This is a genomic window from Amaricoccus sp. (genome assembly GCF_036846665.1).
GTDB lineage: Bacteria > Pseudomonadota > Alphaproteobacteria > Rhodobacterales > Rhodobacteraceae > Amaricoccus.
Genome location: NZ_DAIUBO010000056.1, coordinates 1 through 19534, shown reverse-complemented (window position 1 = coordinate 19534; position 19534 = coordinate 1). Strand labels below are relative to the sequence as shown.

Sequence of the window (19534 nt, the reverse complement as noted above, 5' to 3'; positions counted from 1 at the left end):
GAGGGCGGGCTCCGCATCGGCTTCGACCGGATCGGGCCCCTGCTCCGCTCGGATCCGGGCGCCGCAACCGCGCCATGGCGAAGGCTCGGAAAGCCCGATCCATCCGTCGGAGGCGTGTCGTGTGGTGTGACCGCTTCGGGCCGGCGCGGGCGCCGCCCCGCCACCGCCCTATCGGCCCTTGAACAGGCTGCCGAGAATGCCACGCACGAGCTTCTGCCCCTCGCGGCTGTTGAGCTGCCTGAGCGCGCTGCGGGCGAGCTCGGTGCCCAGCGAGGGCTGCGACGCGGGCGCCCGCCCCGGGTCGTAGCGCCGGCCCTGTCCCGCCGCCTTCGCGGCCGCGGACTGCGCCAGCATCTCCTCGGCCAGCGAAGCCTCCGCGGCGGCGGCTTCGGCGCGGGCGGCGAGCATCTCCTGCGCGGATTCGGGGTCGATGGCGGTGTCGTAGCGGCCCGCCAGCGGCGAGGCCGCCATGGTCTCGGCGCGTTCCTCCGCGCTGACCGGCCCCATGCGCGACATGGGCGGGCGGATCAGCGTGCGGCTGACCATGGCCGGCACGCCCTTGTCCTCCAGGAGCGAGACCACCGCCTCGCCGGTGCCGACCTCGCGGATCGCCGTCTCGGTGTCGAAGGCGGGATTGGGGCGGAAGGTCTCGGCGGCGGCCTTCAGCGCCTTGGCGTCGCGCGGGGTGAAGGCGCGCAGCGCGTGCTGGATGCGGTTGCCGAGCTGGGCGAGCACGTCGCCGGGCACGTCGTCGGGGTTCTGGGTCACGAAATAGACGCCGACGCCCTTGGAGCGGATCAGCCGGACCACCTGCACCACCTTGTCCACCAGCGCCTTGGGCGCGTCGTCGAAGAGCAGATGCGCCTCGTCGAAGAAGAAGACGAGCACGGGCTTCTCCGGATTGCCGACCTCGGGCAGCTGCTCGAAGAGCTCCGAGAGCAGCCAGAGCAGGAACATCGCATAGAGCCGCGGCGCCTGCATGAGGTTCTCGGACATGAGCACGCCGATCCGGCCCATGCCGCCGTCGGTGGCCATCAGGTCGGCGAGCTCGAGATGCGGCTCGCCGAGGAAGCCCGCGGCGCCCTGGTTCTCCAGCACCAGGAGCTGGCGCTGGATCGCCCCGAGCGAGGCGGAGGCGATGTTGCCATAGGTGCGGCCGATCTCCTGGGCATTGTCGCCGAGCCAGACCAGCATCGCCTGCAGGTCCCTGAGATCGAGCAGGGTCAGCCCCTGCTCGTCGGCGACGCGGAAGGCGATGTTGAGCACGCCCTCCTGCGCCTCGGAGAGATCCATCATGCGCGCGAGCATCAGCGGGCCCATCTCGCTCACGGTGGTGCGCACCGGGTGACCGGTCTTGCCGAAGAGATCCCAGAAGACCACGGGATAGGCGCGATAGGCGAAATCGCCCATGCCGATCCTTGCGGCGCGGGAGCGCAGCGCCTCGTCCGCCTTGCCCGCCGGGTCGCCCGGGCGCGAGAGGCCCGAGACGTCGCCCTTGACGTCCTGCACGAAGACCGGGACGCCGGCGGCGGAGAAGCCCTCGGCGAGGATCTGCAGGGTGACGGTCTTGCCGGTGCCGGTGGCGCCGGTGATCAGCCCATGCCGGTTGCCGAAACGCAGCAGCAGGTCCTTCTGCTCGGCATAATTCTCGCCGCCGCCGCCCACGAGGATCGCGTCGTCAACCATGATCTCACTTCCCGAAGTCCCGCGCCGAATTCGAACCGGATATTAACCGGTGCACCCTAGAGTGCAATCATGCCCCGGGACCTCCGGGTATCGGGGCGCGCGACTTCCTCCCTGTTGAACTGGCCGCAGAGTTCGCTCTGCGGTCTTTCTTTGTTCCGGCAATCGCGTAGAATTGCGCGTTACTTGCACGCCACGCTTGACCCGTTTTCTCATCTATTCTAGGGTCCGCGCACAAAGTTCGGCCAGTCCGACAGGGAAAGCGCAATCGCGCAGAAAGGGTGCCTTCGGGCACCCTTTCGCGTCCCTCCCCGGCCACGGCAAAGTGTTGCGGACCGCATCGCCGCCCGGTTGACAGCACGCGTCGGGAGTGAGACTTCCCAAAGGGAAACCAAAGAGGAAACGGGCACCGAATGCAACTCACCGGAAACAGGTTTGCCGTTGCTGCGGCCATCGCGATCATCAGCGCGAGCATGGCGCTGGCCCAGGAAGCGGCCACGACCGAGCCCGCGGGAGAGGCGCCGGCGACCGAAGCCGCTCCGGCCGGCCAGCCGGCAGCCGAGGCGCCGGCCGGGGAGGCCCAGGGCGGCGAAGCCCCGGCGGAGGGGGCCGAGGCGGCGCCCGGCGCCGGCGATCCCGCCGCGCAGGAGGTCCTCGAGATCGTGCGCGATACCTTCGGCGACTGGCAGGTGCGCTGCGCGCCCGACGGCAACGATTGCTTCATGTACCAGCTCGCCATGGACCCCGAGCAGAATCCGGTCGCGGAGATCAGCCTGCTCAAGCTCCCCGCGGGCGGCGAGGCCGCGGCGGGCGCCACGGTCGTCACCCCGCTCGGCACGCTTCTCCCCCCCGGCCTCGACCTCCAGATCGATTCCGGGGAAGTGCGGAAATATCCCTTCGCCTGGTGCAGCCAGGTCGGATGCTTCGCGCGGTTCGGGCTGAGCACCGCTTCGGTGGAGGCGATGAAGCGCGGGAATTCGGGCAAGATGACGCTGGTCTCGGTGGGCGCGCCGCAATCGCCGCTGACGCTGGCGGTCTCGCTCAACGGCTTCACCAAGGCCTATGACTCGCTCGAGGTTCCCGCGGCGCCGGAGCCGGCCCCCGCGGCGAACTGACGCCGCTTCAGCCGAAGGCGGTCAGGACGAGCACGGCGTTCAGGCCGCCGAAGGCGAAGGCATTGCTCATCGCCGCGCGCACCGGGCGCTCGCGGGCGGTGTTCGGCACCACGTCGAGATCGCAGTCCGGGTCGGGCTCCTCGTAATTGATCGTGGGCGCGATCACGCCCTCGCGCAGCGCCATCAGGCAGGCGATGAGCTCGATCGCGCCGGTGCCGCCGATCACATGGCCGTGCATCGACTTGGTCGAGGAGATCATCAGCGCATCCGCGGCAGGCCCGAAGGTCTCGCGCACCGCGGCGCATTCGGTGCGGTCGTTCGCGCTGGTGCCGGTGCCATGGGCGTTGATGTAGCCGATCGCCTCGGGCGCGAGGCCCGCGTCCGCGAGCGCACCGCGCATGGCCCGGACCGCGCCGAGCTTGTTGGGCGTGACGATGTCGGAGGCGTCCGAGGTCATGGCGAAACCGGTGACCTCGGCGAGGATCTCGGCGCCGCGGGCGCGGGCATGCGCGAGCTCCTCGAAGACGAAGACCGCCGCGCCCTCGCCCTGGACCATGCCGTTGCGGGTCTTCGAGAACGGCCGGCAGCCGTCGCGGGACATGACCCGCAGGCCCTCCCAGGCCTTGATGCCACCGAAGCAGAGCATGCTCTCGCTGCCGCCCGTCAGCACGACCCGTGCCTGGCCCGAGCGGATCAGGTTGAAGGCCTGCCCCATGGCGTGATTGGACGAGGCGCAGGCGGTGGCGACGGTATAGCTCGGGCCCTGGAGGTTGTGCACCATCGAGACGTGGCTCGCGGCGGCGTTGTTCATCAGCCGGGGCACGACGAAGGGATGCACCCGGTTCTTGCCCTCCTGATAGACCAGCCGGTAGTTCTCGTCCTGGGTCTGCAGCCCGCCGCCGGAGGTGCCGAGCACGACGCCGGCGCGCTCGGACAGCTCCTCGGCGATCTCGAGGCCCGACATGGCCACCGCCTCGGCGGCGGCGAGCAGCGCGAACTGGGTGAACTTGTCGTAGAGCGTCAGCTCCTGGCGCGAGAAATGCTCCTCGGGCCGGTAATCGCGGATCTGGCCGCCGATGGCGATCGAGAGCCGCTCCACGTCCTGGAAGTCCAGCGCCCCGATGCCCGAGCGGCCCTCGCGCATGGCCTGCATGGTCTCGCCCGCCGAGCGCCCGAGCGCATTGATGGCGCCCTGGCCGGTGATGACCACACGATGCATGCCTCGGCTACTTCTGCGCCGCGATCAGGTTTTCAACCGCCTGCACCATGCTCGCCACGGTGCTGATGTCGAATTCGGATTCCGCGGGCTCGTTCGCGTTGAACGGCACCTGGACCTCGAAGGCTTCCTCGATGGCGAAGATCGCCTCGACGAGGCCGAGCGAATCGATGCCCAGATCCTCGAGCGTCGCGTCCATGCGGATGTCGCCGGGCTCCAGCACGGCCTGCTCCGCGAGGATCGCGACCATCCTGTCCCTCACATTGTCCTGGACTGTGTCGGACATGTGCCCTCCATCGGTCGTCGTGCTGCGCAGGTCTAATCGCTCGCGTCGGGATTGGAAACCGGTTTTTGCGCGGCTTCGAGGCGCGCCATGAGCCGCGGCAGGCGGCGCAGCGCCTTGTACATCTCCACATTGAGATCCATGCGTACCGCGGGCGAGCCCATCATGATCCGGTTGTCCGGAATGTTGCTCGCCACCCCGGACCCCCCCGCGACGACCACGTTGGATCCGATGTTGACATGGTCGGCGATGCCGACCTTGCCGGCGAGGACCACGCGGTCGCCGATATCGACCGAGCCGGCGATCCCGACATGGCCGCAGATCAGGCAGGTGCGGCCGATGCGCACGTTGTGGCCGATCTGGACCTGGTTGTCGATCTTGGTGCCGTCGCCGACCCGGGTGTCGGCCACGGTGCCGCGGTCGATGCAGCTGTTGGCCCCGACCTCCACGTCGTCGCCGAGCCGCACGCTGCCGAGCGAATTGATCCGCACGTATTCGTCCTGCCTCGCCGCGGTGACGGCGCCGGTCGCCCGCGCTTCCTCCACATGGCCCGGGGTGGGCGTGACGAAGGAGAAGCCGTCGCCGCCGATCACCGCATTGGGCTGGGCGATGAAGCGCGCGCCGATGCGGACCCGGGCGCCGATGCGGACGCCGGCATGCAGGAGGGCGTCGGGACCGATCTCGGCATCGGCACCGATGGTGACATGCGGGAAGATGCGCGCCCCGGCGCCGATCCGGGCGCGGGCACCGACGACGACGAAGGGGCCGATGGAACAGCCGGGGCCGATCTCCGCCTCGGGGTCGATGATCGCGCCGGGATGGATGCCGGGCGCGAGGTCGAGCGGATGGTCGAAGACGCGGGTCACGCCGGCGAGCACGTAGCGCGGGCGCGGCGCGAAGATCGCCGCCCTGAGCCCCAGCGCGCGCCAGTCCGCCCCCTGCCAGAGGATCGCCGCTCCGGCGCTGCCCTCCGCGAGGCCGGCGGCGAATTCGGGCTGCATGGCGAGCGCGACCTGGTCGGGCCCCGCAACCGAGGGTTCCGCCACGCCCGCGATGCGGAGCGTGGTCTCGCCGACCGCCTCGGCGTCGAGCGCCCGCGCGAGTTCCGCGACGGTGATCATGCTGCTCCCCCCACCGGGCGATCAGCCCTGGGCGGCGGGCAGCGCCACCCCGGCGGCCTGAAGCGCCCGGAAGACCTCGGCATCGCGGCCGTAGATGTCGGCGCGGTAGCGCACCGTGCCGGCCTCGTCGACGAAGACCGTGCGGTATTCGATATGCACCGGGATCGGGCGGTCGAGATCCACCCGCCGCTCCTTGCCTCCCGCCAGCAGGCCGTCGAAGGTGGCCGCGGGATCGGCCGTGCCCTGCGCCCCGAGCAGCACCTCCGCGAGCTCGACCGGCTTCTCCAGCCGGATGCAGCCGTTGGAGAAGGCCCGCGCGTCGCGGGCGAAGAGCTCGCGATGCGGCGTGTCGTGCATGTAGATCGAGTGGTTGTTGGGGAAGATGAACTTGACCTTGCCGAGCGCATTGTCCGTGTCGGGACGCTGCTTGATGCGGAAGGGGAAGTTCTCGGGGGTATACTGGGTGAAATCCACCAGCGCCGGATTGATCTCGGTGCCGCCGCGGGTGAGCAGGCGGATGTTCTGCCGCTGGAGCACGCTCGGATCGCGCTGGAGCTTGGGCAGGAAGCTGCGGACGGCGATCGAATCCGGGATATGCCAGGTCGGATTGACAACCATGTAGGTCATCACGTCGGAGAATTCCGCAGTGCGGGTCTTCTGCTCGCCGACGACCACGCGGCTCTGCCAGAGGACCGCGCCCTGGTCGCGCAGGGTCACGGAGAAATCGGGGATATTGACCCGGAAGTAGCGCGCACCCGGATCGCCGTCCTGCCAGCGCAGCCGTTCGAGATTGACCAGCACCTGCGAGAGGCGCTTCTCCGGCCCGGCGTTGATCGCGGAGAGCGTGCGTGCGCCGGCTGCGCCATCGTCGATCAGCCCGTTGTCGCGCTGGAAGGCCTCCACCGCCGCCTGAAGCCCGGAATCGAAGGCGGCATCGCCGCCGGCTCCCGCCGGGGCGGCATATCCCATCCTTCCCAGCCGGGCGCGCAGATCGGCGATGCGCGGGCCGCTCTCGCCGACATGGAGCGTCGGGCCCTCGGGGACGCCCGCCCCCCAGGCGTCGCTTGCGATCAGCCCTTCCAGACGGGCCTTCTCGGCGATGAGCACGCGGTATTCGCTGCCGGAGGGCTCCAGCCCCTGCAGGACCTGCGGCAGCGGCTCCGTTTCGAGCAGCGCCAGAAGCGCCGCGGGCGCGGGGCGCTTCGGCCGGAGGTCGATCTCCGGGTCGATGTCGCGGGGCCGCACCACGCCGCCCGAGAGATCGCCGGCGAAGGCGAGATAGGCGAGCGTGGCCGCGACCTCGGCACCGGCCCGGTCTTCCGGCTGGCCGGAGGCGAGCGCCGCCTCGACCCCGGGCAGGTCGTAGCCCCGCGCGGGCAGGCCCTGGGCGGGGCTGTCGGCGATCGCGGCGACGAGCGCCTCGGCGCGGCCCGAGCCCGGCTCGGACCAGAAGGGCGCATAGCCGCGGGCGGCGAAGAAGCCCTCGATGGCGTCCCGGGTCGGCGCGGCGAGCGCCGCGGTCTCGGCCGCGAGATCGCGGCGGAAGGCCTCGGCACCGGGCGCGAGCGCGGCCGCGGCCGGCAGGGGGGCCGCCGCCGTCGGCGCCGGGACGGATCCCTGCTCGGCGGAGACCGGCGCCGCGGCCAGGGCCGCGCCGAGGACCAGAATCGACGATGCCGCGCGAATATGTCCGCTGAGATCCATGCCTGCCTCTTTTTCGTGTCGCTCGTTACCGGAAACTTACCGCGCGCGCCCCATGAAAACAAGCTTCGCCGCCGGTTCCGGCGCCTCGCGCTAACGCCGCGTTAACCGATTCGGCGAATGGTCGCCGCCGAGGGACGCCGCTCGATAGGGACTTGGAAAACGCGACCGGATGTGGCATCACGATGACAGGAGCGCAGCAAAAAGTCGCTCATCGAGCAGAAACTGAGGCAGTGAAATCATGGAAAACGGTAATACGCGCCCGTCTCGGCGGGCGGTACTCGGGATGTTTGCGACCCTGGGAGCGGTCGCCGCGGCACCGGTCTATGCCAGGGCACCGGGCTTCCTGAAGCGGTCGGGAGACATTCGGCGAGTCCGGATGTATTCCCAGCGCACGGGCGAATCCATCGACACGATCTATTATGTCGACGGGAAGTACATCCCCGAAGTGCTGAACGAGGTCACGTATTTCATGCGCGACTGGCGCGAGAACAAGGCCATGAAATACGATCCGCGCAACCTCGACATCCTCGCGGCAACGCTGCAGCTGATGGATACGACCGAGCCCTATCTGCTGATCTCGGGCTTCCGGACCGCCAGGACCAACCGCATGCTCAGGGGTGCGGCCAGCAATTCCTTCCACATGCGCGCCATGGCCGCCGACGTGCGCCTCAAGAGCCGCAGCGTGGGTCACATCTCCAAGGCGGCCTTCGCCTGCGGCGGCGGCGGCGTCGGGATCTACAACGGCTCGAACTTCGTGCACATGGATTGCGGTCCGGTGCGGAGCTGGCGCGGCTGACGCGGCCTCCGCCCGGTCACGGGCGGATCGTCCCGTCCCCTTCGACGAGGTACTTGAAGCTTGTGAGCTGCTCGGCGCCCACGGGTCCGCGGGCGTGGAGCTTGCCGGTGGCGATGCCGATCTCCGCCCCCATGCCGAATTCGCCGCCGTCGGCGAACTGGGTCGAGGCGTTGCGCATCAGGATGGCGCTGTCGAGCCCGGCGAAGAAGCGCGCCGCCGCGGCATCGTCCTCGGTGATGATGCAATCGGTATGCTGCGAGCCGTAGCGGCGGATATGCGCGATCGCGCCCTCGACGCCCTCGACCAGCCGCGCGGCGAGGATCATGTCGAGGTATTGCCGGCCCCAGTCGTCCTCGCCCGCCGGCACGATGCCCGGAAGGCCGATCAGGTCGCCGTCGCCGCGCACCTCGACGCCGGCCTCGACCAGCTGCTCGAGGAAGGGCGCGCCCTCGGCCTCGAAGAAGGCCCGGTCGATCAGCAGGCATTCCACGGCGCCGCAGATGCCGGTGCGCCGGGTCTTGGCGTTCAAGATCACCCGGCCGGCCTTGGCGAGGTCGGCGGCGCGGTCGACATAGATATGCACGATGCCTTCGAGATGGGCGAAGACCGGCACCCGGGCCTCGGCCTGGACCCGCGCCACCAGGCCCTTGCCGCCGCGCGGCACGATCACGTCGATGCAATCGGTCATGGTCAGCATCGCCCCCACCGCCGCGCGGTCGGTGGTCGGCACGATCTGGATCGCGGTCTCGGGCAGGCCGGCGGCGCGCAGGCCCTCGACCAGCGCGGCGTGGATCGCCCGCGTCGAGTCGATGCTCTCCGAGCCGCCGCGCAGGATCGCGGCATTGCCCGCCTTCAGGCAGAGCGCGCCGGCGTCCGCCGTGACATTGGGGCGGCTCTCGAAGATCACGCCGATCACCCCGATCGGCGTGCGCACCCGCCGGATGTGCAGCCCCGAGGGCCGGTCCCATTCCGCCATGACCTGCCCCACCGGATCGGGCTGGGCGGCGATCGAGCGCAGCCCGTCGACCATGCCGGCGATGCGCGCCTCGGTCAGCAGCAGCCGGTCGAGCATCGCCGAGCCGATGCCCTTGGCGCGGGCGGCCTCCATGTCGGCGGCATTCGCCGCGAGGATCGTGCCGGCCCGCGTGGCGATGGCATCGGCCGCGGCGACGAGGGCCGCGGCCTTCTGCGCCGAGGGGGCCGTGGCGAGCGCGGTCGAGGCTTCCCTCGCGGCGAGCCCGATCCCCTGCATCAGCGCCTCGATGTCGGTGGTCATGTCCATCGCTTGCGTCCCGTCAGAAGGCCATGTCGTCGCGGTGCACGATCGCGGCGCGGCCCTGGTGGCCCAGCAGTTCCGCGATCCGGTCGGAGCGGTGCCCCTTGATGAGCGCGGCCTCGCGGCCATCGTAGCCTGCCAGCGCCCGCGCCACCACCGTTCCGTCCGGCCCGGCGATCTCCACCGGGTCGCCGCGCGAGAAGCTTCCGGCGACGGCGGTGACGCCGGCAGGAAGCAGCGACTTGCCGCGCAAGAGTGCCGCCACCGCGCCGGCATCGACCGTCAGCCGGCCCTTCGGCTTCATGCCCGAGATCCAGCGCTTGCGCGCGACATGGGGATCGCCGTCGGGCTCGAACCAGGTGCAGGGCGCGCCCTCCGCGAGCGCGGTCAGGGGGCGCTCCACCGCGCCGCGGCTGATCGCCATGGCGCAGCCGGCGCGCATCGCCGCCTTGGCCGCCATGAGCTTGGTCTTCATGCCGCCGCTGGAGAGCGCCGAGCCGACCCCGCCCGCCATGGCCTCGATCTGCGGCGTGACCGCGGCCACGCTCTCGAGCCGCTCGGCCGAGGCCGCGCTGCGCGGGTCGGCGGTATAGAGCCCGTCGACGTCGGAGAGCAGGAGCAGCACGTCGGCCCCCGCCATGCTGGCCACCTGCGAGGCGAGCCGGTCGTTGTCGCCGTAGCGGATCTCGTCGGTGGCGACGGTGTCGTTCTCGTTGACGATGGGCACCACCCCGAGCTCGAGCAGCGCGGTGAGCGTGCGGCGCGAATTGAGGTAGCGGCGGCGGTTCTCGGTATCCTCCAGGGTGAGCAGGACCTGCGCGGTGGTGATCCCGTGCGGCGAGAGCACGCTCTCATAGGCCTGGGCGAGCCGGATCTGGCCGACCGCCGCCGCCGCTTGGCTCTGTTCGAGCGAGAGCGGCCCCACGGGCAGGCCGAGCACCCGGCGCCCGAGCGCGATCGAGCCCGAGGAGACGATGACGACGTCCTTGCCCCCGGCGCGCAGCCCCGCCACGTCCGTCGCGAGCCCCTGCAGCCAGTCGAGGCGCAGCCGCCCGCTGTCGGCCGCGACGAGCAGCGCCGAGCCGATCTTGACCACGAGGCGCCGGGCGGCGTCGAGCCGCTGCCGCGAACTCAGGGCCGCCATGGCACGGAGGCCTCCTCGCGCCCGGGCTCGACGGCGCGCGCGGCGAGAACCGCCCCACGCAGGGCGCGCAGCACCGGCGCGACCCCGGCGCCGGTCGCCCCGGAGACGCGCCAGACCGGGCCACCCGCCGCGGCGGCGAGCGCCACCGCCGCCGCCTCGACCGCCGCCTCGGCCAGCGCGTCGATCTTGTTCAGGGCGACGATGCGCGGCTTCGCCGCGAGGCCTGCGCCATAGGCCTCCAGCTCGTGCAGCACCACGCGGTAGTCCTCGGCCACGTCCTGCGAGGTCGCATCGACCAGGTGCAGGAGCACGGCGCAGCGCTCCACATGGCCGAGGAAGGCGTCCCCGAGCCCCCTGCCCTCGTGGGCGCCCTCGATCAGGCCGGGAATATCGGCCAGCACGAACTCCGCCTCGTCGATTCCCACCACCCCGAGATTCGGATGCAGGGTGGTGAAGGGGTAATCCGCCACCTTGGGCCGCGCGTTCGAGCAGGCGGCGAGGAACGTCGACTTGCCCGCATTGGGCAGGCCGACGAGGCCCGCGTCGGCGATCAGCTTCAGCCGCAGCCAGAGGGTGCGCTCCACCCCCTCCTGGCCGGGATTGGCGTTGCGCGGCGCCTGGTTGGTGGAGGACTTGAAGCGCAGGTTGCCCCAGCCGCCGTTGCCGCCGCGGGCGAGGAGCACGCGCTGGCCGGGAAGCGTCAGGTCGGCGATCACCGTCTCCTGGTCCTCGTCGAGGATCTCGGTGCCCACCGGCACCCGCAGCACCACGTCCTCCGCGCTCCTGCCGGTGCGCTGGCGCCCGGAGCCGCCCTGGCCGTTCTTCGCGAAGAAATGCTGCCGGTAGCGGTAGTCGATCAGGGTGTTCAGCCCGTCGACCGCCTCGGCCCAGACGTCCCCGCCCTTGCCGCCGTCGCCGCCGTCCGGGCCGCCGAACTCGATGAACTTCTCGCGCCGGAAGCTGATGCAGCCGTTGCCCCCGGCGCCGGAGCGGATCTGGATGCGCGCGAGATCGAGGAACTTCATCGGATTTGCTTTGCTTTGCGGGAACTTGCGCGAACTCTGGGTGTATCGACCAGATCAGAGGCGCCCCGAACCGGCGACAGCGAGGCACTGCCTCGCGCCGGTTCGTCGGCCGGAGCGCGCGAGCGCGGAGGCCGAGGGGGGTCGTGTTCCACCAGCGGTGGGTAATCCGTGCGCGCGTGCCTGGCGGGCGCGCTTGTCGCGCCTGCCGGGGGCAGGCAGGCGCGCGCGGCTTTGTCACCTGCCAAATCCGCGAAGGGAAGGCGGCGCCATCGGACGATTTCGGGCGACGTCCCGAAGCGATCACCCCGATGTCGCGTCATCCGGCCAGCATCCTGTGGTAGCGGAAGGTCGGCACCATCGCGGCCCGGGCGACGGAATGCTTCTCGCCGTCGCCGAGATAGGTGAAGCCCGCGCGCAGGAGCACCTTCACCGAAGCGGCGTTCTCCTGGAAGACCGATGCGGTCAGTTCCTGCAGCCCGGCGTCCCGGGCGTGCCGCACGACCGCCTCGACGGCCTCGCTGGCATAGCCGGTGTTCCAGAAGGCCGGCGCCACCCAATAGCCGAGATCGGCGCGGCCGGGACCGGTCGCCTCGAGCTCGATCAGCCCGATCAGCCCGTTCTCGGCATCCTCGCCGGCATCGATCGCCCAGATCGTTCCCGGCCCGCTCCGGGCGATCGCGCGCTCCACCACGGTCTCCGCGGTTCCGGGCGGATAGGGATGCGGGATGCGCGCGGTCATGCGCGCCACCTTGGCGTCACTGGCATAGAGCTCGATCAGGCCGGCATCGGCCCGGCGCAGGGGGCGCAGCCGCAGGCGCGGCGTTCGCAGTTCGGGCTGAGGCTGAACGGCTCCGGACATGGCCGAAACTCCCGCTGAGAAAAGCCGAAAGGCCGGCGTCGCCGCCGGCCTCCCGCGAAGATCCTTGGGAGAAGCGGCTATTCCGCGGCTTCGACCGGCGGCAGGACCGAGACGAAGGTCCGGCCCTTGAAGCCCTTGCGGAAGCTCACCTGGCCGGTGGCGGTCGCGAAGATCGTATGGTCGCGGCCGAGGCCGACGCCGGTGCCCGGCCACCATCTGGTGCCGCGCTGGCGGATCAGGATATTGCCCGGGATCACGGATTCGCCGCCGAACTTCTTGACGCCGAGCCGCCGCCCGGCGGTATCGCGGCCGTTGCGGGACGAGCCGCCTGCTTTCTTATGTGCCATTGCGCTCTCTCCTTCAGTTCGCCGCGACGGCTTCCGCCGCGACCGGCTCGGCCACCTCGGCCCTGGCGGCCTTCGCCTTGGGCGCGGAGGCGCTGATGTCGGTGATCCGCACCCGGGTCAGCTGCTGGCGATGGCCGCGCTTGCGCTGCGAGGAATGCTTGCGCCGCCGCTTCTTGTAGGACACGACCTTGGGGCCGAGCATCTGCTCGAGCACCTCGGCCCTGACCGAGGCGCCCTTGACCAGGGGCGTGCCGACCGTCACCGCGTCGCCGCCCAGCATCAGGATCTCGTCGAACTGGACCGTGTCGCCGGCATCGCCCGCCAGCTTCTCCACGGTGAGCACATCATTGGCGGAAACCTTGTATTGCTTGCCGCCCGTCTTCAGAACCGCGAACATCCGCGCCTTTCCTTCTCTCTTGTTCCCCGCGTCCTGCGGCCCCGGATCGACCGGCGTTGCTGCGGGAGAGCTTCCCCCGCGCCTGCGGACAGCGCGCCTTGCTCAAGCGAAACGATCCCGCGCCGCGGAGGGCGCGAGAGGCGGCTATATCGCCAGCCGTGCGGCGGAAGTCAAGCCGGGTCCTCGCCCGCGGGCCGCGGGCCGATCGAGCCGACGATCCGGTCGAGGCCCTGGATGTGCACGTCGCGCTGCGGAAAGGGAATGGATATCCCGGCGGCGCGGAAACGCGCGATGATCTCGAAATTCATGTCGGAATGCACCGTCAGCATGAAGTTGACGTCGCGCAGGCGGCAGCGGATCTCGAAGTTCAGGCAATCCGCGCCGAAGCTCATGAAGATCACCGCCGGCGGCGGGTCGTCGAGCACCAGCGGATGCTCCTCGGCGATCTCCATCAGGATGCGCTCGACCTCGCGCGGATCGCTGCTGTAGCTGACCCCGACCGGCACGATCAGGCGCCCCGAGATCCCGGCATGGGTCCGGTTGAGCACGCTTCCGGCGATGAGGTCGGAATTGGGCACGATGACGCTGGCGCGGTCGAAGGTCTCGATCTCGGTCGAGCGCACGCGGATGCCGCGCACATAGCCGGAGAAGCCGCCGACCTCGATCCAGTCGCCCTCCTTGATCGGCCGCTCGATGAGCAGGATGATGCCGGAGACGAAATTCGAGACGACCGTCTGCAGGCCGAAGCCGATGCCGACCGAGAGCGCGCCGGCGACGATCGCGAGGCTGGAGAGGTCGACGCCGGCCGCCGAGACCCCGGCGATCCCCGCGAGCGCGAAGCCGACATAGCCGACGCCGGCATGGACCGCGTTCTTCGCGCCGGGATCGAGCCGGGTCCGCGGCAGCACCGTGCTCTTGAGCACCGATTGCAGCACGCGCGTGGCCGCGACCGCCAGGCCGAAGACCGCGACGAAGACCACGACCACCTGAAACGAGATCGGGATGCCGCCGACCGTCACCCCGTCGCGCAGGAGCACCCAGGTGTCGCGGATGTCGGAGGGCCGCGCCCCCCAGATCAGGGCGAGGAGCGGGATGCTGCCGAGGATCACCAGCGTGCCCACCAGGATCGGGATCAGGCCGCCGTCGAAGTCGCCGACCTTCTCGCGGCCGCGGGTGACCACCGAGACGAGGGTCTTGTTCAGCAGGTCGAAGACCACCAGCGCCGAGCCGGCGAGGCCCAGCGTCATCAGCATGGGGAAGACCATGAAGGCCGCGGCCGGGATGTATCCCAGCGCCGCATGGAGCGGCGCGAAGATCGCGAGCAGCCGCAGGATCGGCACGGTGAGCCGGACCAGCCGGACACTGATGCCGGGGCCGGCGGTCTCGCCGCGATCCGCGGCGGCGTGCTCCATGCGATGGGCGAGCCGCCGGATCTGCCGCGCCGACCGCCAGAGCAGCAGCGAGCCGGCGAGGATGACCGGGAACCAGAGCACCGACTGGGTCGCGGGCGAGAGCTCCCACCATGTCGCCAGCTCGACCAAGAGGAAGGCGAGCGCCAGAACCACCCCGATCCAGCCGACGAGGCGCGCGCCGGACCGCGCCTCGGCGTCGTCGATGGGCAGGATCCGATGCGCGCCGGACCGTGGCGCGAAGAGGCTGCCCCCGAGCCAGCTCGCGCCGATCAGCACCAGGACGTATTCGGGCAAGGCGAAGAAGGACCGCGTCTCGGCGCGCCCGACCAGCCCCTGGGGCTCCAGCGCGGCGAAGAGCAGCCCCACGCCGACCGCCGGCACCACGAGGCGGTTGATGTTTCTGAGCGCCACGATCCAGGCGACGGAGGAGAGCGTGGTCGCCTCGGCCAGCCGCCCGTCGATCCAGTCGTTGAGCCGCCAGCGCAGCGAGAAGGTGACGGCGAGGCCCGCGATCACGAGCAGGATGTTGATCGGCAGCCGGCGCAGGATATTGGCACGGTCGACGGGATCGTCGAGCACCGAGCGCACATGGCCTGCGGTCCGGGCGGCGTCCGCGGCGAGCTCTTCGGCCGCGACGATCCAGTTGCCGGGGCGAAGGGGGCTCGCCCCGTGGCTCAGCAGGAGGTTCGAGAAGCGCGCGCGGATGATGCGGTCGATCTCGGAGATGAGCGTGCTGGAGCGCTGGATGGCCTCCTGGACCACCAGGACCGGCGCCTGCGCCTCGGTGAGCTGCGCATCGAGCGATTCGCGCAGGCGCGCCACCTCGGGCGCCTCCGTGGCCCCCTCCGCCGGCGGCGGGCCCAGCGCCTTGATCCGATCGTTCAGATCGTCGACCGGCGAGGTGAGCTGGGCCTCCATCTGCTGGAGCTTGTCGCGATGGGTCACGAGCTCCGCACGCAGGGATTCAAGCGCCGGCGTGGGAATGGTCTCGTCGCCGATGCGCTCCTCGGCGCGGTCGGCGAGCACATCCGTGCTCTTGGCGAATTTCAGCGCCGCCTGCGTCAGTTCCGTCTGCGAGGCGCTCGGCGGCGGGACCGGGGCTTCCTCGGCCTCGGGAAAGAGGACCGCGGCCTGATCGTCCTGCGCCTGCGCCTGCTCCTGCGCCTGCTCTTGCGCCTGCGCCGGCAGGGCAAGCTGGGCGGCGAGCACGAGCAGGAGGCAAGCGGCGAGCCGCAAGGCACCCGCCATCCGCGCCCCGGCGCCCGGCCTAGCCAGCGGTGACATCCGGGATCCCGCCCCGTCGCGTCGAGAGCCAGTCCGGAGCCGGCAATCCCTTCGACCGGAGGAACTCGGGGTCGAAGATCCTCGACTGATAGCGCGTCCCGTAGTCGCAGAGGATGGTCACGATGACGTGGCCCGGGCCGAGGTCGCGTGCCATGCGGACCGCCCCCGCGACATTGATCCCGGTCGAGGGCCCCATGCAGAGCCCCTCGTCGCGCAGGAGGTCGAAGACGACCGGAATCGCCTCGGAATCGGGAATGTTGTAGGGCATGTCCACCGTCAGCCCCTCGAGATTGGCGGTGATCCGGCCCTGGCCGATGCCTTCGGTGATCGAGCTGCCCTCGGCCTTCAGCTCCCCATGCGCGTAGTAATTGTAGAGCGCGGCGCCGTCCGGATCCGCGAGGCCGATCCGCAGGTCGCCCCTGCGCGCACGGAGCCCCTCGGCCACGCCGGCGAGCGTTCCGCCCGAGCCGACCGCGCAGATGAAGCCGTCGATGCGCCCGCCGGTCTGCTCCCAGATCTCGGGCGCCGTGCTCTCCACATGGGCCCGGCGGTTGGCGACATTGTCGAACTGGTTGGCCCAGACCGCGCCCCCCGGCTCGGTCGCGGCCATCGCCTCGGCCAGCCGGCCGGAATATCTCACGTAATTGTTCGGATCGCGATAGGGGACCGCCGGCACCTCCACCAGTTCCGCGCCGGCGATGCGCAGCATGTCCTTTTTCTCCCGGCTCTGGGTCTCGGGGATGACGATGACGGTGCGGAACCCCATCGCCGCCCCGATCAGCGCGAGGCCGATCCCGGTGTTTCCGGCGGTGCCCTCGACGATGGTGCCGCCGGGCGCGAGCGTGCCGCGCGCGATGGCGTCGCGGATGATCCAGAGCGCGGCGCGGTCCTTGACCGACTGGCCGGGATTCATGAATTCGGCCTTGCCCCAGATCTCGCAGCCCGTGGCCTCGGAGACCCGGCGCAGGCGGATCAGCGGCGTGCCGCCGACGGCCTCGGGCAGGTCCCGTGCAACGCGCATGCTCGTCTCCCGCCAGTCCGCTTCCCGGACCGATGACTTAGCGGCTCGGGACCGGTGCATCAAGCATTGCCGGCGGGGCTCCATTCCGCCACCAGCCGGTGGCGGTTGAGCGCGAGCCAGAGCAGCGAGACCAGCAATGGCGCGTTGTTGGCCTCGCCGCTGGCCACGGTGGCGAGCGCCGCGTCGAGGGGGGCGACGAAGCCGCGGATGTCCTCGTGCTCCTCGTCGAGGCCGTGCACGCCACCCGCCGCGCCGAGATCGGCCTCGCCGACGAAGGCGGTGATGAATTCCGCGGCCACGCCGGGGGCCGGGTAATAGGCCGCGATCCGCTCCAGCCGGCCCAGCTCGAGCCCGGCCTCCTCGCGGGCCTCGCGCCGCGCCGTCTCCTCCGGCAGCTCCAGCCCGTCCCGCCGCCCCGCGACCGCCTCGAGGCACCAGGGATGGCTGTCGCGCCGCGCATGCGGCCCGGCGCGGAACTGCTCGATGAGCAGGACCGCATCGCGCCGGGGGTCGAAGGGCAGGACCGTGACCGCGTCGCCGCTGGTGAAGACCGCCCGACCGACCGGCTCCGACATCGAGCCGTCGAAGCGGCGGTGGCGCAGCAGATGCTCCTCGATGCCGAAGAATTCCGCGTAAGGATAGCGCAGCGCCACCTGCGCCACGTCGCCGCGCGCGAACCCTCGCCGGAGCGCCACGGCGCCGGGCTCCAGGCGGCCCGCGGTCCGTGCCGCCGCGCGCATGGCGATGCCCGGCAGCAGGCGGGGCATCGCCCCGGCGTCGCACCGCCCGAACTGGCCGAGAACCTCCGCCAGGGCCTCCGCGAGGGCGATGTCGAGCGCCGGCGACCAGCGCGATGCCGACCAGGCCGCCCCCGGCGCTTCCGCGGCATCAGCGACACGGACCTCGGCGCGCCGGACCTCCCCGTCCAGGCGGACCGGGAGCGCCCCTGCCCGCCCGCCCATGGAAGCGAGGCCGAACCGCAGCCGCGCGGCGGCCTCCCCCCCGGCCGCGATCAGCCGCCCTTCGAGCTCGGCACCGGGCGCGGGCACCGGGACCAGGCGCAGGCCGTCGCAATCGACTTGCAGGCGATGGCCGTCGAGGATCGCAGGGACGGCCGAAACCTGCGGCTCCGCGCCGCCGATCATCGCCGCCACCGCCCCGGCGCCTCCCAGCGGGCCGGGCAGGAAGATCTCGGTCATGGCATTCTCCCTGCGGCCACAATCGCACCATCCCATGCATCGCCGGCGCGCCCGGACGGTTGACAAGTGATCCAGTTGCACGATTTCCCCGTATCAGGGCAAAGCAATTCGAACGCGGGGCATCCGTGGACCCGGACCGGCATCCTTCGCAGACGACGCTCGGCGCCTATGCCGAGGGCTCGCTGTCGGACGGCATGAGCCTGCTCGTGGCGTGCCATCTCACCTTCTGCCCCGCCTGCCGGCATGCGGTCGCGGCGCTCGAATGCCTCTGCGGCGGGCTGCTCGCGGAGGAGCCCGCGGTGCCGACCGGGGAGGATTGCCTCGCGCGCGCGCTCGCCCGGTTCGAGGCGCGGGCGGAGGCACCTGGCCGTTCCGGGCCGGCGCCGCTGGTCGAGCCCGGCTGGCCCCTGCCCGCGCCGCTGCGCGCGCGGCTGGGCGGCGGCACCGACGCGATCCGCTGGAGCTTCCGCCTGCCGGGGCTCGCGGAATACCGGATGGAAGGCTTCGGCGCGGAACGGGTCAGCCTCGTGCGCGCGCGGCCGGGCGTGCGCATCCCCGCCCACACCCATTCCGGGGAGGAGGCGACCCTGATCCTCGCCGGGCAGATGCGCGACGGCGAGCGGATCTTTGGCCGCGGCGACATCGCCCGCGCCGACGAGGACGACGACCATCGCCCCGAGATCGTCGGAAACGAGACCTGCCTCTGCCTCTTCGTGCTCTCCGGCAGGATGCGCTTCACCGGCCGCTTCGGCCCGGCGCTGAACCTGCTGACCGGCTGATCCCTGCAGGGGCGCCGGTTCGTGCTGGCCGGATGCGAAGCGACCTTCGGCAGACGGAAGGAAACCCCGCACCCCATCCGGAACGGGCAGGCCGTCAGGCCGGCCGGCGCATCGTCACCTGGGCGACGTCGGTCGTTCCCGTGAGGAACGAGGCCGCGCAGGAGGTGAGATAGAGGTTCCACATGCGCCGGAAGCGCTCGTCGAAGCCGAGCGGCTGGATCTCGGCCCAGGCCGCGTTGAAGGCGGCATGCCAGCGCCGCAGGGTCTCGGAATAGCTCTGGCCGAATTCCAGCGAGCCCACCGGCTTGAGGCCCGCGCGCAGGATCTGGGCCTGCAGCGCCCCGGGGCTCGGCAGCATGCCCCCGGGGAAGATGTATTTCTGGATGAAGTCCACCGTCTTGCGGTAGGTGGGAAAGAGCGAATCCGGGATGGTGATGACCTGGATCGTCGCCTGCGTGCCGGGCTTGAGCCGGTCGCGCACGGTGTCGAAGAAGGCGGGCCAGTATTTCTCGCCCACCGCCTCGAACATCTCGATCGAGGCGATGCCGTCATAGGCGCCGCGCTCGTCGCGGTAGTCGCGCAGCTCGATCGCCACCCGCTCGCCGAGCCCCGCCGCCTGGATGCGGTGCCGGGCGAAATCGTGCTGCTGGCGGCTGATCGTGAGGCCCGTGACCTTCACCCCGCGCTCCCCGGCGGCATATTCCGCGAAGCCCCCCCAGCCGCAGCCGATCTCGAGCAGATGCTGCCCCTCGCCGGCGCCGATGCGGTCGAGCACGCTGGCGTATTTGCGGCGCTGTGCCGCGGAGAGATCCTCGCTCTGCTGATCGAAGAGCGCGGAGGAATAGGTCATCGTCTCGTCGAGCCAGTGGCGGT

At 70.9% G+C, this 19534-nt stretch carries 17 protein-coding genes and 1 pseudogene; 3 read left to right on the top strand and 15 right to left on the bottom strand.

The window, feature by feature from the left end:
- Positions 1–168 precede the first annotated feature (168 nt).
- Positions 169–1686, bottom strand: a complete 1518-nt coding sequence (locus V7050_RS07595; protein ID WP_324368605.1) for a helicase HerA-like domain-containing protein — start codon at positions 1684–1686, stop codon at positions 169–171.
- A 410-nt stretch (positions 1687–2096) separates the two neighbouring features.
- Here V7050_RS07595 and V7050_RS07590 point away from each other — a divergent pair, with 410 nt between their 5' ends.
- Positions 2097–2798 (top strand): invasion associated locus B family protein, encoded by a 702-nt coding sequence (locus V7050_RS07590; protein ID WP_324368606.1) that lies wholly within the window; start codon positions 2097–2099, stop codon positions 2796–2798.
- 7 nt (positions 2799–2805) lie between these two features.
- Here V7050_RS07590 and V7050_RS07585 read toward each other — a convergent pair whose 3' ends face one another.
- Genes V7050_RS07585 through V7050_RS07570 form a run of 4 tightly spaced genes read right to left on the bottom strand, consistent with a single transcriptional unit; the run spans position 2806 to position 7122 of the window.
- Complete coding sequence (locus V7050_RS07585) at positions 2806–4017, bottom strand: beta-ketoacyl-[acyl-carrier-protein] synthase family protein (protein WP_324368607.1); 1212 nt, start codon at positions 4015–4017, stop codon at positions 2806–2808.
- A gap of 7 nt (positions 4018–4024) precedes the next feature.
- The gene (locus tag V7050_RS07580; protein ID WP_324368608.1) at positions 4025–4300 is read right to left on the bottom strand and encodes an acyl carrier protein; all 276 of its coding nucleotides are present in this window, start codon (positions 4298–4300) and stop codon (positions 4025–4027) included.
- A 32-nt stretch (positions 4301–4332) separates the two neighbouring features.
- On the bottom strand, positions 4333–5418 hold the full coding sequence (gene lpxD / locus V7050_RS07575) for a UDP-3-O-(3-hydroxymyristoyl)glucosamine N-acyltransferase (protein ID WP_324368609.1): 1086 nt from the start codon (positions 5416–5418) through the stop codon (positions 4333–4335).
- A gap of 21 nt (positions 5419–5439) precedes the next feature.
- Positions 5440–7122, bottom strand: a complete 1683-nt coding sequence (locus V7050_RS07570) for a L,D-transpeptidase family protein (protein ID WP_324368611.1) — start codon at positions 7120–7122, stop codon at positions 5440–5442.
- A 283-nt stretch (positions 7123–7405) separates the two neighbouring features.
- Between V7050_RS07570 and V7050_RS07565 the strand changes: the two genes are divergently transcribed.
- Positions 7406–7918, top strand: a complete 513-nt coding sequence (locus V7050_RS07565; RefSeq protein ID WP_442885413.1) for a YcbK family protein — start codon at positions 7406–7408, stop codon at positions 7916–7918.
- A 16-nt stretch (positions 7919–7934) separates the two neighbouring features.
- Here the strand turns inward: V7050_RS07565 and V7050_RS07560 are convergent, their stop codons facing one another.
- The 9 genes and pseudogenes from V7050_RS07560 to V7050_RS07520 form a co-directional block, all read right to left on the bottom strand.
- The gene (locus V7050_RS07560) at positions 7935–9200 is read right to left on the bottom strand and encodes a glutamate-5-semialdehyde dehydrogenase (protein WP_324410434.1); all 1266 of its coding nucleotides are present in this window, start codon (positions 9198–9200) and stop codon (positions 7935–7937) included.
- Positions 9201–9213: 13 nt separating this feature from the next.
- Positions 9214–10338, bottom strand: a complete 1125-nt coding sequence (gene proB / locus V7050_RS07555; protein ID WP_324374304.1) for a glutamate 5-kinase — start codon at positions 10336–10338, stop codon at positions 9214–9216.
- Positions 10326–11363, bottom strand: a complete 1038-nt coding sequence (obgE, locus tag V7050_RS07550; protein WP_324368084.1) for a GTPase ObgE — start codon at positions 11361–11363, stop codon at positions 10326–10328. Before obgE ends, proB begins: the two co-directional genes overlap by 13 nt.
- A gap of 316 nt (positions 11364–11679) precedes the next feature.
- Positions 11680–12222, bottom strand: coding sequence for a GNAT family N-acetyltransferase (locus tag V7050_RS07545; RefSeq protein WP_324368083.1), 543 nt, complete (start codon positions 12220–12222; stop codon positions 11680–11682).
- A gap of 77 nt (positions 12223–12299) precedes the next feature.
- Positions 12300–12569, bottom strand: coding sequence for a 50S ribosomal protein L27 (gene rpmA, locus V7050_RS07540; protein WP_324368081.1), 270 nt, complete (start codon positions 12567–12569; stop codon positions 12300–12302).
- A gap of 19 nt (positions 12570–12588) precedes the next feature.
- Positions 12589–12966: pseudogene (gene rplU, locus V7050_RS07535) on the bottom strand (50S ribosomal protein L21); the annotation flags it as partial.
- A gap of 170 nt (positions 12967–13136) precedes the next feature.
- Positions 13137–15614, bottom strand: a complete 2478-nt coding sequence (locus V7050_RS07530) for a DUF3772 domain-containing protein (RefSeq protein WP_324410432.1) — start codon at positions 15612–15614, stop codon at positions 13137–13139.
- Between the two features lie 31 nt (positions 15615–15645).
- Complete coding sequence (locus V7050_RS07525) at positions 15646–16683, bottom strand: cysteine synthase A (RefSeq protein WP_324368077.1); 1038 nt, start codon at positions 16681–16683, stop codon at positions 15646–15648.
- A gap of 59 nt (positions 16684–16742) precedes the next feature.
- Positions 16743–17882, bottom strand: a complete 1140-nt coding sequence (locus tag V7050_RS07520) for an NUDIX domain-containing protein (protein ID WP_324368075.1) — start codon at positions 17880–17882, stop codon at positions 16743–16745.
- A gap of 125 nt (positions 17883–18007) precedes the next feature.
- Between V7050_RS07520 and V7050_RS07515 the strand changes: the two genes are divergently transcribed.
- Positions 18008–18661, top strand: a complete 654-nt coding sequence (locus tag V7050_RS07515) for a ChrR family anti-sigma-E factor (RefSeq protein ID WP_324368073.1) — start codon at positions 18008–18010, stop codon at positions 18659–18661.
- Between the two features lie 94 nt (positions 18662–18755).
- Here V7050_RS07515 and V7050_RS07510 read toward each other — a convergent pair.
- Positions 18756–19534: cyclopropane-fatty-acyl-phospholipid synthase family protein (locus V7050_RS07510; RefSeq protein WP_324410430.1), on the bottom strand; the 779-nt coding region annotated here is incomplete at its 5' end.

Bases quoted from the DNA above. Each gene is read 5' to 3' on its own strand.
- lpxD (WP_324368609.1), bottom strand. From the start codon at position 5,418: ATGATCACCGTCGCGGAACTCGCGCGGGCGCTCGACGCCGAGGCGGTC.
- V7050_RS07520 (WP_324368075.1), bottom strand. From the start codon at position 17,882: ATGACCGAGATCTTCCTGCCCGGCCCGCTGGGAGGCGCCGGGGCGGTG.
- V7050_RS07570 (WP_324368611.1), bottom strand. From the start codon at position 7,122: ATGGATCTCAGCGGACATATTCGCGCGGCATCGTCGATTCTGGTCCTC.
- V7050_RS07580 (WP_324368608.1), bottom strand. From the start codon at position 4,300: ATGTCCGACACAGTCCAGGACAATGTGAGGGACAGGATGGTCGCGATC.
- V7050_RS07585 (WP_324368607.1), bottom strand. From the start codon at position 4,017: ATGCATCGTGTGGTCATCACCGGCCAGGGCGCCATCAATGCGCTCGGG.
- V7050_RS07560 (WP_324410434.1), bottom strand. From the start codon at position 9,200: ATGGACATGACCACCGACATCGAGGCGCTGATGCAGGGGATCGGGCTC.
- rpmA (WP_324368081.1), bottom strand. From the start codon at position 12,569: ATGGCACATAAGAAAGCAGGCGGCTCGTCCCGCAACGGCCGCGATACC.
- proB (WP_324374304.1), bottom strand. From the start codon at position 10,338: ATGGCGGCCCTGAGTTCGCGGCAGCGGCTCGACGCCGCCCGGCGCCTC.
- V7050_RS07565 (WP_442885413.1), top strand. From the start codon at position 7,406: ATGTTTGCGACCCTGGGAGCGGTCGCCGCGGCACCGGTCTATGCCAGG.
- V7050_RS07590 (WP_324368606.1), top strand. From the start codon at position 2,097: ATGCAACTCACCGGAAACAGGTTTGCCGTTGCTGCGGCCATCGCGATC.
- obgE (WP_324368084.1), bottom strand. From the start codon at position 11,363: ATGAAGTTCCTCGATCTCGCGCGCATCCAGATCCGCTCCGGCGCCGGG.
- V7050_RS07545 (WP_324368083.1), bottom strand. From the start codon at position 12,222: ATGTCCGGAGCCGTTCAGCCTCAGCCCGAACTGCGAACGCCGCGCCTG.
- V7050_RS07595 (WP_324368605.1), bottom strand. From the start codon at position 1,686: ATGGTTGACGACGCGATCCTCGTGGGCGGCGGCGGCGAGAATTATGCC.
- V7050_RS07525 (WP_324368077.1), bottom strand. From the start codon at position 16,683: ATGCGCGTTGCACGGGACCTGCCCGAGGCCGTCGGCGGCACGCCGCTG.